We start from the raw sequence: 12530 nt of genomic DNA, 5'->3' as shown, positions 1-12530 counted from the left end.
ATGGTAACGATGCGCGCTGAGGGGAAGTGCCGCGGTCCGCTCCACAAGATCGCGTGCGGGCGCCGTCCTGCCCGGTATGTGACCGTATAAAAGGGAGCGGCTCTTTACATCTCAAGAGCAGCTCTTGTGCGTCTATTCACGGACGAGTCCGCACGCGTAAGACGAGTCCGCACGCGTAATAGGGGGAGCCTGCGGTCGCCCGGGCCACGTACCCTCTTCTGTTGTGCCGAACGCCAACGAAGAAACGTCCAGTGCCCTCAGCCAGGTGCAGCACCGCGCGGTGAGTGAACTGCTGCGGGTCGCTCCTGTCGCCGACGTCCTCGCCCGCCGCTTCCAGGAGGCCGGGTTCTCACTCGCCCTGGTCGGCGGCTCGGTGCGGGACGCGCTGCTGGGCCGGCTCGGCAACGACCTCGACTTCACGACCGACGCCCGTCCCCAGGACGTCCTCAAGATCGTGCGCCCGTGGGCCGACGCCGTCTGGGAGGTCGGGATCGCCTTCGGCACCGTCGGCGCCCAGAAGGACGGCTACCAGATCGAGGTGACGACCTACCGTTCGGAGGCCTACGACCGGACCTCGCGCAAGCCTGAGGTGTCGTACGGCGACTCCATCGAGGAGGATCTCGTCCGCCGTGACTTCACCGTGAACGCGATGGCCGTCGCGCTGCCGGAGAAGGAGTTCGTCGACCCGCACGGCGGGCTCGAGGACCTCGCGTCGCGTGTGCTGCGCACTCCTGGCACACCGGAGGAGTCCTTCTCGGACGACCCGCTGCGGATGATGCGGGCCGCGCGCTTCGCGGCTCAGCTCGATTTCGAGGTCGCCCCCGAGGTCGTCGCGGCGATGACGGACATGGCCGGGCGGATCGAGATCGTCTCGGCGGAGCGGGTGCGGGACGAGCTGAACAAGCTGGTCCTGTCCCGGTACCCGCGCAAGGGCCTGACGCTGCTCGTCGAGACCGGCCTCGCCGACCGTGTGCTGCCCGAGCTGCCCGCCCTGCGCCTGGAGCGTGATGAGCACCACCGGCACAAGGACGTCTACGACCACACGCTGATCGTCCTGGAGCAGGCGATGGCGCTGGAGGACGACGGTCCCGACCTGACGCTCCGCCTGGCCGCCCTGCTCCACGACATCGGCAAGCCGCGCACGCGTCGCTTCGAGCAGGACGGCCGGGTCTCGTTCCACCACCACGAGGTGGTCGGGGCGAAGATGACCAAGAAGCGCATGACGGCGCTCAAGTACTCCAACGAGCTGGTGAGGGACGTCTCCCGTCTGGTCGAACTCCACCTGCGCTTCCATGGCTACGGCACCGGCGAGTGGACGGACTCGGCGGTCCGCCGCTACGTCCGTGACGCCGGCCCGCTCCTCGAGCGTCTCCACAAGCTGACCCGCTCGGACTGCACCACGCGCAACAAGCGCAAGGCGACGGCCCTGTCGCGTGCGTACGACGGCCTGGAGGAGCGGATCGCCAGCCTTCAGGAGCAGGAGGAGCTGGACTCCATCCGCCCGGACCTCGACGGCAACCAGATCATGGAGATCCTCGGCGTCGGTCCCGGCCCGGTCATCGGCCGCGCCTACAAGCACATGCTGGAACTGCGGCTGGAGAACGGGCCGATGGAGCACGACGTCGCCCTCGCCGCGCTCAAGGAGTGGTGGGCCGGGCAGGAGGGCTGAGGCTGTGAAACGGGGTCATGTTTCACGTGAAACATGACCCCGCAGGAGACAGCAGGAGGGGCGGTGTTTCACGTGAAACACCGCCCCTCTCCGTGTCTGTGTGTCTGCCCTACTTCTTGTAGTCCTTCAGGCAGAGCAGGAAGTCCTTGCCGTCACCGCTCTCGGTGTACGAGTACTGGAAGTCCTTGGCCTCGGACTCGCACTTGCTCGACGCCAGCGTGTCCGTGAGGAACGAGCCCTCGATCTTGGCGAGCACGACGTACTCAGCCTTCGCGTCGCTGCACTTGACGACCTCGAGGTCCGGGTTGTTGTCACTGGTGCTGCCACGGTGCATGCAGTCGCCGACGGCGGCCGTGTTGGCGTCGTCCCGGCTGGTTATCCAGCCGCCGATGGCAATACCCGCCACCGCGATGACGATCACGATGTTCTTGATGGTCTTGAAGCTGAGCTTGCGGCCGGACTGCTGCGGCGGGACCGGGGCGTACGGAGCGCCCTGGGGCGGGAAGCCGGGCTGTCCGGGCTGCTGGGGGTAGCCGCCCTGCGGCGGGTACGGAGCCTGGGGCTGACCCGCGGGCTGACCCTGTGCGAACGGGTTGCCCTGGGGCGGCGGAGTGGTCATTCGGGGGTCCCCCTAGTACATGGTGAATGACGCGAACATGTCGCGAGATAAGACGCACGTAAGTTATCGGTCCCCACTGACAACGCAGTAGTCAGAAGTGGCTCTGTGTCATTGATGTGACACTTACCGGTGGCCAAACCGGGCCATAGCTGCCGCTACTGCCGCGTAGATAACAGCGATCGTGATCACCAGCGGCACGGATCGGCCGTCCGGAGGCAGCATCAGGGCCGCCACGGCGGCGGCGCCGACGAAGAAGACATTGAACAGGACGTCGTAAACGGAGAAGATCCGGCCACGGAAGCCGTCCTCCACGGAGGACTGGACGATGGTGTCCGTGGCGATCTTCGCGCCCTGGGTGGTCAGCCCCAGAACGAAGGCCGCGACCAGCAGTGGGACGGTGGCGAACGGCAGCCCGAGAGCGGGCTCCAGCAGCGCGGCGGCCCCCGCGCACACGACGATCCAGCGGCCCGGACCCAGCCGCCCCGCGGCCCAGGGCGTCACCACGGCCGCCGCGAAGAACCCCGCGCCGGAGACGCCCAACGCCAGCCCCAGCAGGGCGAGTCCGTCGTCCGTGGTCGAGGTGAGCGCGTACCGGCAGAGCATCAGCAGCATGACCAGCAGGGCGCCGTAGCAGAACCGCATCAGCGACATCGCCGCCAGCGCCCAGGCGGCCTCCCTGCGCTGCGGCGCGGCCAGGTGGCGTACGCCGGCCATCAGGTCGCGAGCGGTGCCCGTGAGAGCGAGCCCGAGCCGTTCGCCCATCAAGCTCCGGTCGGGGCCGAGGAGTTCCCGCGCCATGCTCAGCGACGCCACGGCCGCGCACAGATACAGCCCGGCTCCCACGAGCACCACGGCGGCGTCGGAGTCCGCCACCACCAGGCGCACGGCGAAGGCGAGGCCGCCGCCCGCGGTCGCCGCCAGCGTTCCGGCGGTCGGGGAGAGGGAGTTGGCGATGACCAGGCGCTCGGCGTCGACCACACGCGGCAGGGCGGCGGAGAGGCCAGAGAGAACGAAACGGTTGACCGCGGTGACGCACAGGGCGGAGACGTAGAAGAGCCAGTCGGGAGCCGGGCTGAGTATCAGCAGGGCCGTCGCCGAGGCCAGCAGGGCGCGCAGCAGGCTGCCGTACAGCAGGACCTGGCGGCGGCGCCAACGGTCCAGCAGGACACCGGCGAAGGGGCCGACGAGGGAGTACGGGAGCAGCAGCACCGCCATCGCGGAGGCGACCGCAGCGGCCGAGGTCTGCCTCTCCGGAGAGAAGACGACGTACGCGGCGAGGGCGACCTGGTACACGCCGTCGGCGCCCTGGGAGAGCAGGCGCACGGCGAGCAGACGCCGAAAGCCCTGAAAGCGCAACAGGACGCGCAGGTCACGGACGACGGCCATGGGGCACAGCCTCACATACGGGGAGGGTCCCCGGGTCGTACGACCCGGGGACCCTCACAGCCCTGGCAGGAGCGACTTGTTGCGGCGCGTCAGCGCTCGACCTCACCCTTGATGAACTTCTCGACGTTCTCGCGGGCCTCGTCGTCGAAGTACTGGACCGGCGGGGACTTCATGAAGTAGCTCGACGCGGAGAGGATCGGACCACCGATGCCGCGGTCCTTGGCGATCTTCGCGGCGCGCAGGGCGTCGATGATGACGCCGGCGGAGTTCGGGGAGTCCCAGACCTCCAGCTTGTACTCCAGGTTCAGCGGGACGTCACCGAAGGCGCGGCCCTCGAGGCGGACATAGGCCCACTTGCGGTCGTCCAGCCAGGCGACGTAGTCGGACGGGCCGATGTGGACGTTGCCCTCGCCCAGTTCGCGGTCGCGGATCTGGGAGGTGACGGCCTGCGTCTTGGAGATCTTCTTCGACTCGAGGCGGTCGCGCTCGAGCATGTTCTTGAAGTCCATGTTGCCGCCGACGTTCAGCTGCATCGTGCGGTCCAGGACGACGCCCCGGTCCTCGAACAGCTTCGCCATGACGCGGTGCGTGATGGTGGCGCCGACCTGGGACTTGATGTCGTCGCCGACGATCGGGACGCCCGCCTCGGTGAACTTGTCCGCCCACTCCTTGGTGCCGGCGATGAAGACCGGAAGGGCGTTGACGAAGGCGACCTTGGCGTCGATGGCGCACTGGGCGTAGAACTTCGCCGCGTCCTCGGAGCCGACGGGCAGGTAGCAGACCAGGACGTCGATCTGCTTGTCCTTGAGGATCTGGACGACGTCGGCCGGCTCCTCGGTGGACTCCTCGATCGTCTCGCGGTAGTACCGGCCGAGGCCGTCGAGGGTGTGGCCGCGCTGGACCGTCACGCCGGTGCTGGGCACGTCGCAGATCTTGATGGTGTTGTTCTCGGAGGCGCCGATGGCGTCCGCGAGGTCGAGACCGACCTTCTTGGCGTCCACGTCGAACGCGGCGACGAACTCGACGTCGCGGACGTGGTAGTCGCCGAACTGGACGTGCATCAGGCCCGGCACCTTGGACGCCGGGTCGGCGTCCTTGTAGTACTCGACTCCCTGTACCAGCGATGCGGCGCAGTTGCCCACGCCGACGATGGCTACGCGAACCGAACCCATTCCGGTTGCTCCCTGTGTGTATGAGTGAGGCCCTCAGAGGGCTCTCACGTGGCGGTGTCGTCGGGCGTATCCGGACGGGGGTCGTCCCCCGGCCGGGGCAGGCCGCCCGACGCTCCAGATGTGGTGTCACGCGAAGCGGGCTCTCCGGAGGAGGAACCGTTGAGGTCCCGCCCCGCCCGCTCGCTCTCGATGAGCTCGTTCAGCCAGCGCACCTCGCGCTCCACGGACTCCATCCCGTGGCGCTGAAGCTCAAGCGTGTAGTCGTCGAGGCGTTCCCGGGTCCGGGCCAGGGAGACGCGCATCTTCTCGAGGCGCTCCTCCAGCCGGCTGCGGCGGCCTTCCAGCACGCGCATGCGTACATCACGTGAGGTTTGCCCGAAGAATGCGAAACGGGCGGCGAAGTGCTCGTCCTCGTACGCGTCGGGCCCGGTCTGCGAGAGCAGCTGTTCGAAGTGCTCCTTGCCCTCCGCCGTCAACCGGTAGACGATCTTGGCGCGCCGCCCCGTGAGGGGGGCTGCGAGGGCGTCCTCGGTGGTGTTCCCCGGCTCCTCGATCAACCAGCCGTTGGCGACCAGCGTCTTGAGGCAGGGGTACAGCGTCCCGTAGCTGAACGCACGGAACACACCCAGTGATGTGTTGAGTCGTTTGCGCAGCTCATAGCCGTGCATCGGAGATTCGCGGAGCAGGCCGAGTACGGCGAACTCGAGGATCCCGGAACGCCGGCTCATCGTCGCCTCCTCTCTCCCGCGGTACCGATGTGTCGAGCTGATGTATCGACTCGATACATCACGACGATAGAACGGCCTTGCGGATGCGACAAGAGGGGGTGTGGTGAACGGGGTCACATCACCGATTCGTCAGACGCGAGTTGCCTGATTTGAGGTGAACTTCGGTTCTCGGCAGGTTTTGACGGTGCGTAGTCTGTGCGCCATGCACATCACCGGGAACCGTGGGACGCCTGAGGGCGTCCTCGTCTTCGGTGTAGTACGGGTGCATGCGGGACCGATGAATGCGGAGCCGACCGCATCCGTACTTCGGGGGGACCGGAAACTAGCAACCGTTTCCAGGCGCGCAGGGGTGCGCCTGCCCGAGGAGTAGTCGTTCGATGAGCGAGCACCGTCGCAAACCGCCGCAGCCGCAGGGAGGCGGACGTGCCGCGGCCCGACGCGGCCAGTCCGGCTCGTCCTCCGGCCGCCGCGCGGCACCGCGAGGCGCCACCGGGTCTCCGTCCGACTCCTATGGGTCGGACTCCTACGACTCGGGGGGTGAGGAGCGCCAGTACGGCGGCCGTGCGGATGCCCGGCGTGCGGCGCAGAGAAGTGGGGGCGGCCGCCGCAGAGCGGCCGAACCGACACGAGGCGGCCGGCGCGCCGCTCCCGGCGGGCCGACCGGGCCCGGCCGGGGCAGAGGGCGCCCGGCCATGTACGACAAGAAGAGGCTGATCGACTATCCGCGGGCCGGCAAGTACGGCTGGCAGCGCTGGGTGCCGTCCTGGAGGCTCGTCTCCGGACTGTGCATCGGCTTCTTCGGGAGCCTGGTGGCCGTGGCGGGCATCGGCTACGCCATGGTGGGCGTCCCCAACGAGGAGAACGCGGCGGCCCTGTCGCAGAACAACGTCTACTACTGGGCCAACGGCAAGCAGATGATCGCGACCGGCAGTGGCCAGAACCGCCAGAACGTCACGATCGACCGGATCCCCGAGGCCATGCAGCAGGCGGTGATCTCGGCCGAGAACAAGAGCTTCTATCAGGACTCGGGCGTCGACCCCATGGGCATCGCCCGAGCGCTGGCGAACATGGCGCGGGGTGGCGACACGCAGGGTGGTTCGACCATCACGCAGCAGTTCGTCAAGAACACCTACCTGAGCCAGGACCAGACGGTCACCCGTAAGTTCAAGGAGATGTTCATCTCGATCAAGGTGGGCACGAAGCTCACCAAGGACGAGATCCTCCAGGGGTACCTCAACACCTCGTACTACGGCCGCGGTGCCTACGGCATCCAGGCCGCCGCCCAGACCTACTACGGCAAGGACGCGGTCGACCTCGAGCCGAGCGAGTGCGCCTTCCTCGCGGCCCTGCTCAAGGGGCCGACGTACTACGACCCTGCGGGTAACGACAGCCTCGACCCATCGGCGACCCCCAAGGCCAACGAGAAGCGTTCCAAGGACCGCTGGGGCTGGATCCTCCAGCAGATGCACAACGACAAGAAGCTCTCGGACGCCGAATACCAGAAGGCGATCAAGACGTACCCCATGCCCGATGACCGCAAGGCGGCCAAGGGCATGAGCGGCCAGATCGGCTACCTGGCGGACACGGCCAAGAAGTACGTCCTGAACCACTCCAACATCACGGAGAAGCAGTTCGACCAGGGCGGCTACCAGATCAAGACGACCTTCGAGAAGTCCAAGGTCGAAGCGCTGACCAAGGCCGTGAAGAAGGTCGAGAAGGAAAAGCTCGACCCGGACAAGCGTGAGCTGGACAAGCACGTCCAGTTCGGCGCGGCGTCGGTGAAGCCCAAGGACGGCGCGATCGTCGCGCTCTACGGCGGTGCGGGGTACGAGAACGGACACTTCAACAACAACGCGGACACCTCGGGTGTCCCCGTCGGTTCGACGTGGAAGCCGTTCGTGCTCGCCGCCGCCATGGAGCACGGCACCTACCGGAGCGACGGTCCCCTCTCGCCGCTCAGCAAGTACAACGGCAACGACCATCTCAAGATCAGGAACAACGACGGCTCCTACGTCATGAAGAAGGACAACACGCCCTTCTTCCAGGAGAACGAGAGCGATCGCCCGTGGGGTTACATCTCCCTGCGCAAGGCGATGGAGCAGTCCGTCAACACCCCGTTCGTGCAGCTCGGCATGGATGTGGGGATGAAGAACGTGGCCGACCTGGCCGAGAAGGCCGGCATCCTGGACAGTAGTTTCGCCGGCCTCAACGCGTCGTTCGCGCTCGGTACGTCGACTCCCAGCGCGATCCGCATGGCCGACTCCTACGCGACGTTCGCCGCCGCCGGCAAGCAGGCCGCTCCGTACTCGGTGACGAGCGTCAAGTCCAACGGGCAGGAGGTTCCCGGCTTCGAGAAGCCGAGGATCACGCAGGCGATGCCCGAGAAGGTGGCGAACAACGTCACGAACGTTCTGGAGAACGTCATCCAGAACGGTACGGGTAAGAACGCGCTGTCCCTGGGCCGTACGGCGGCCGGCAAGACCGGTACCACGGACGAGAACAAGTCGGCCTGGTTCGTCGGCTACACCCAGCAGCTCTCGACCTCGGTCGCGATGTTCCGTGAGGACCCCAAGAGCGCCAAGCTGCTCTCCATGAACGGCACGGCGGGCGAGGTGTCCATCCACGGTGGTGACGTCCCCACGCTGGTGTGGACCGAGTACATGAAGGCCGCGCTGAACGGCAAGCCGGACCTCGGCTTCCCGGAGCCCGAGAAGATCGGCGACATCCAGGACGCGGTGGGCGCTCCGACGCCGACGCCGACTCCCAGTGTGGACCCCAGCGAGACCGTGACCGAGTCCCCGAGCTCCACGCCCAGCGAGACGCCGTCGCTTCCGTCGCCCTCACCCACCGACACCTGCGGTTTCTTCGGCTGCGATGAGGAAGACGGTGGTACGGAGAACGGCGGCACGGGCGGAGAGCCGAGCACCTCGCCCTCGCCAACGGATACCAGCGAGAACGGCGGCAACAGCAGAGGAAACGGCAACGGAGGCATCTTCGGAGGCCCCACCGGCTAGCCGACCGATCGCCCGGCTTGGGTGTTTCACGTGAAACGCGAAGCCGTTTCACGTGAAACATGGGCCGCCGTACCCACTCGGGTACGGCGGCCCTCGGCGTATCGACAGACACGTACGGCAGGATGTGCGGCATGCCCAGTGCAGAATCGACGCAAGCGAGCGTCCACGAGCCGGACCCGGTGCGGCCGACCCAGGAGGACGAGGTCGCCGCGGCCGGCAGCGAGCTGATCGGCGGCCCGCTGGGGCGGCGTGCCCTGATCGGGGCGTCCCGGTGGACTCCCGTGCGGGTGATCGCGCTGGTGGCGATCGGCATGTTCGCTCTCGGCCTGGTCCAGAAGGCGCCCTGCTTCAACGGAGCCTGGTTCTTCGGTGCCAGCTCCCAGTACACGCACGCGTGCTACTCGGACATCCCGCACCTCTACCAGGGGCGCGGCTTCGCCGACGGACTCGTGCCGTACTTCGACCGGCTCCCCGGCGACATGCAGTACCTGGAGTACCCGGTGCTGACCGGCGTCTTCATGGAGGTCGCCTCCTGGCTCACGCCCGGCAGCGGCACCATCCAGTACCAGGAGCAGTGGTACTGGATGGTCAACGCCGGGATGCTCATGGTGTGTGCGTCGGTCATCGCCGTCTGCGTGACCCGTACCCACGCCCGGCGTCCTTGGGACGGTCTGCTGGTGGCTCTGGCGCCTGCCTTCGCGCTGACGGCGACCATCAACTGGGATCTGCTGGCGGTCGCTCTGACCGCCGTGGCGATGCTGATGTGGTCACGCGGCCGCCCTCTCGCTTTCGGCGTTCTGCTGGGGCTCGCCACGGCCGCCAAGCTCTATCCGTTCCTGATCCTCGGGCCGCTGCTGGTGCTGTGCTGGCGCGCGGGCAGGTGGCGTGCGTTCGGGACGGCTCTGGGCGGCGCGATCGTCGCCTGGGTCCTCGTGAACGGGCCGGTGATGCTCTTCGCGTTCGAGGGCTGGTCGAAGTTCTACACGTTCAGCCAGGAACGGGGCGTCGACTTCGGCTCCTTCTGGCTGATCATGGCCCAGAACTCGGACGACCCGCTCAGCATCGACACCGTCAACACGCTCGCCACGTTGCTGATGCTCGTGTGCTGCGCGGCTGTCGCGGCGCTCGCCCTGACCGCCCCGCGCCGCCCGCGGTTCGCTCAGCTCGCCTTCCTGATCGTCGCGGCGTTCATCCTCACCAACAAGGTGTACTCGCCGCAGTACGTCCTGTGGCTGGTCCCCCTGGCAGCCCTCGCCCGGCCGAAGTGGCGGGACTTCCTGATCTGGCAGGCCTGCGAGGTGGCGTACTTCCTGGGGATCTGGCTGTACCTCGCGTACACGACCAGCGGAGAGGCCCACAAGGGCCTGCCGACTGACGGCTACCACTGGGCCATCGGCTTGCATCTGCTGGGGACGCTGTACCTGTGCGTCATGATCGTGCGCGACATCTTCATGCCGGAGCGGGATCCGGTGCGCCGGTCCGGCGACGACGATCCCTCGGGCGGAGTGCTCGACGGCGCCGAGGACGTCTTCGTCCTCGGTCCGGCGGCCCGTCCCTCGCGGCACACGACCGCTGGGTTCGACGGGGCGCAGGTCCAGTGGGGTAAGCGGGGTGCGACCGGCGGTTCGCTCTGAGCGAACGATGCGAAAGGCCGTACACGGGAAGCCGTGTACGGCCTTCTTGCTGAGCTGTGCGACCTCAGTGCACCGCGCCGGTCAGCGGTCCATGATCCGGTCGAACTGCGTGGTGGTGTGCCGCAGGTGGGCCACCAGTTCCTCGCCGACCTTCGGCTCCGGCGCGTCCGAGGGCACGAACAGGATCGAGACCTGCATGTGCGGCGGCTCGGCGAACCAGCGCTGCTTGCCGCCCCAGACGAACGGGGAAAGGTTCCGGTTGACCGTCGCGAGGCCGGCGCGGGCGACGCCCTTGGCGCGTGGCATGACGCCGTGCAGCGCCTTGGGGGCCTCCAGACCCACCCCGTGCGACGTACCGCCCGCCACGACCACCAGGAAGCCGTCGGAGGCCGCCTTCTGCTGCCGGTAGCCGAAGCGCTCGCCCTTGGCGACGCGCGTGACGTCCAGGACCGCGCCGCGGTACTCGGTGGCCTCGTGGTCCCCCAGCCACAGCCGCGTGCCGATGCGCGCACGGAACCGGGTCTGCGGGAACTGCTGCTGGAGACGGGCGAGTTCATCGGCCTTGAGGTGGCTGACGAACATGGTGTGCAGAGGCAGCCGGGCCGCACGCAGCCGGTCCATCCAGCCGATGACCTCCTCGACCGCGTCCGAGCCGTCGGTCCGGTCCAGCGGCAGGTGGATGGCGAAGCCCTCCAGGCGGACGTTCTCGATGGCGGCGTGCAGCTGGGCGAGGTCCTGCTCGCTGATGCCGTGCCGCTTCATCGAGGACATCACCTCGATCACCACGCGGGCACCGACCAGGCCGTACACGCCGTCTATCGACGAGACCGAGCGGATGACGCGGTCCGGCAGCGGCACCGGCTCCTCGCCGCGCCGGTACGGCGTCAGCACCAGCAGGTCGCCGCCGAAGAAGTCCTTGATGCGCGCGGCCTCGTACGTCGTGCCGACGGCGAGGATGTCCGACCCCAGCCGGGTGGCCTCCTCCGCCAGCCGCTCGTGCCCGAAGCCGTAGCCGTTGCCCTTGCAGACCGGGACGAGCCCAGGGAACTGATCCTGCACGTGCTTGTGGTGCGCACGCCAGCGCGCGGTGTCGACGTAAAGCGTGAGCGCCATATCCGGACCTGGAACCTTTCTCGTGGCTGTCAGAGGTGCGGGATGAGGGGTGAGTGCGGCGTCAGCGGCGCGACATGTAGATGTCGAGCGCCTTGTGCAGCAGCTTGTTCAGCGGGAAGTCCCACTCGCCGATGTATTCGGCGGCCTGGCCGCCCGTACCCACCTTGAACTGGATCAGACCGAAGAGGTGGTCGGTCTCGTCCAGCGAGTCGGAGATGCCGCGCAGGTCGTAGACGGTGGCGCCGAGCGCGTAGGCGTCGCGCAGCATCCGCCACTGCATCGCGTTCGAGGGCCGGACCTCACGGCCGATGTTGTCGGAAGCGCCGTAGGAGTACCAGACGTGCCCGCCGACGATCAGCATCGTCGCCGCCGAGAGGTTCACGCCGTTGTGCCGGGCGAAGTACAGCCGCATGCGGTTGGGGTCCTCGGTGTTGAGGGCCGTCCACATGCGCTGGAAGTACGACAGCGGGCGCGGCCGGAAGTGGTCGCGCACGGCCGTGATCTCGTACAGCCGCTGCCATTCCTCGAGGTCCTGGTAGCCGCCCTGGACGACCTCGACGCCGGCCTTCTCGGCCTTCTTGATGTTGCGGCGCCACAGCTGGTTGAAGTTCTTGTGGACCTCTTCCAGAGAGCGGTTGGCCAGCGGCACCTGGTAGACGTACCGGGGCTGGACGTCGCCGAAGCCGGCGCCGCCGTCCTCGCCCTGCTGCCAGCCCATGCGGCGCAGCTTGTCGGCGACCTCGAAGGCGCGCGGCTCGATGTGGTCGGCCTCGATGTCGCGCAGGCGCTTGACGTCCGGGTTCTGGATGCCCTGCTTGATGGAGGCGGCCTCCCAGCGCCGGATGATCACCGGCGGGCCCATCTTCACGGAGAAGGCGCCCTGCTGCTTCAGATGAGCCAGCATCGGCTCGATCCACTCCTGCAGATTCGGCGAGAACCAGTTGATGACCGGGCCCTCGGGCAGGTAGGCGAGGTAGCGCTTGATCTTGGGGAGCTGCCGGTAGAGGACCAGGCCGGCACCGACGAGCTCGCCGGTCCGGTCGTCGAACCACCCGAGGTGCTCGGAGCGCCACTCCGCCTTGACGTCAGCCCAGGCCGGGACCTGCATGTGGCTCGCCGACGGCAGGCTCTGGATGTATGCCAGATGCTGCTCTCGGCTGATGGTCCTCAGGGTCAGGCTCATTCGGGGCGCTCC

General features: G+C 67.7%; 9 protein-coding genes. 3 read left to right on the top strand and 6 right to left on the bottom strand.

Annotation, left to right across the window (positions count from 1 at the left end; genetic code table 11):
- Positions 1-223: 223 nt before the first annotated feature.
- Positions 224-1669 carry a CCA tRNA nucleotidyltransferase gene (locus tag ACZ58V_RS23830; protein ID WP_468197007.1) on the top strand — a complete coding sequence of 482 codons (1446 nt, stop codon included), beginning with the start codon at positions 224-226 and terminating at the stop codon, positions 1667-1669.
- Positions 1670-1778: 109 nt separating this feature from the next.
- On the opposite strand, the gene ACZ58V_RS23825 is transcribed toward ACZ58V_RS23830, so the two are convergent.
- The 4 genes from ACZ58V_RS23825 to ACZ58V_RS23810 form a co-directional block, all read right to left on the bottom strand.
- On the bottom strand, positions 1779-2288 hold the full coding sequence (locus ACZ58V_RS23825; protein WP_468197005.1) for an LppU/SCO3897 family protein: 510 nt from the start codon (positions 2286-2288) through the stop codon (positions 1779-1781).
- A gap of 123 nt (positions 2289-2411) precedes the next feature.
- Positions 2412-3674, bottom strand: a complete 1263-nt coding sequence (locus tag ACZ58V_RS23820) for an MFS transporter (protein WP_471292081.1) — start codon at positions 3672-3674, stop codon at positions 2412-2414.
- A gap of 89 nt (positions 3675-3763) precedes the next feature.
- Positions 3764-4846 carry an inositol-3-phosphate synthase gene (locus tag ACZ58V_RS23815; RefSeq protein ID WP_468197000.1) on the bottom strand — a complete coding sequence of 361 codons (1083 nt, stop codon included), beginning with the start codon at positions 4844-4846 and terminating at the stop codon, positions 3764-3766.
- A 44-nt stretch (positions 4847-4890) separates the two neighbouring features.
- The gene (locus ACZ58V_RS23810) at positions 4891-5574 is read right to left on the bottom strand and encodes a PadR family transcriptional regulator (RefSeq protein WP_184593854.1); all 684 of its coding nucleotides are present in this window, start codon (positions 5572-5574) and stop codon (positions 4891-4893) included.
- A gap of 377 nt (positions 5575-5951) precedes the next feature.
- Here ACZ58V_RS23810 and ACZ58V_RS23805 point away from each other — a divergent pair, with 377 nt between their 5' ends.
- Both ACZ58V_RS23805 and ACZ58V_RS23800 read left to right on the top strand, forming a co-directional pair.
- Positions 5952-8588: a transglycosylase domain-containing protein gene (locus ACZ58V_RS23805; RefSeq protein WP_471292078.1), complete on the top strand. Its 2637-nt coding sequence runs from the start codon at positions 5952-5954 to the stop codon at positions 8586-8588.
- Positions 8589-8710: 122 nt separating this feature from the next.
- Positions 8711-10222 (top strand): glycosyltransferase family 87 protein, encoded by a 1512-nt coding sequence (locus ACZ58V_RS23800; RefSeq protein WP_468197070.1) that lies wholly within the window; start codon positions 8711-8713, stop codon positions 10220-10222.
- 81 nt (positions 10223-10303) lie between these two features.
- Here the strand turns inward: ACZ58V_RS23800 and ACZ58V_RS23795 are convergent, their stop codons facing one another.
- Positions 10304-11335 carry an alanine racemase gene (locus ACZ58V_RS23795; RefSeq protein ID WP_215120322.1) on the bottom strand — a complete coding sequence of 344 codons (1032 nt, stop codon included), beginning with the start codon at positions 11333-11335 and terminating at the stop codon, positions 10304-10306.
- A 61-nt stretch (positions 11336-11396) separates the two neighbouring features.
- The gene (gene femX / locus ACZ58V_RS23790; RefSeq protein WP_382837669.1) at positions 11397-12518 is read right to left on the bottom strand and encodes a peptidoglycan bridge formation glycyltransferase FemX; all 1122 of its coding nucleotides are present in this window, start codon (positions 12516-12518) and stop codon (positions 11397-11399) included.
- Positions 12519-12530: the final 12 nt, after the last annotated feature.

Source organism: Streptomyces sp. NPDC040589, assembly GCF_055594445.1.
This window is presented reverse-complemented; position numbering and strand designations above follow the sequence as displayed.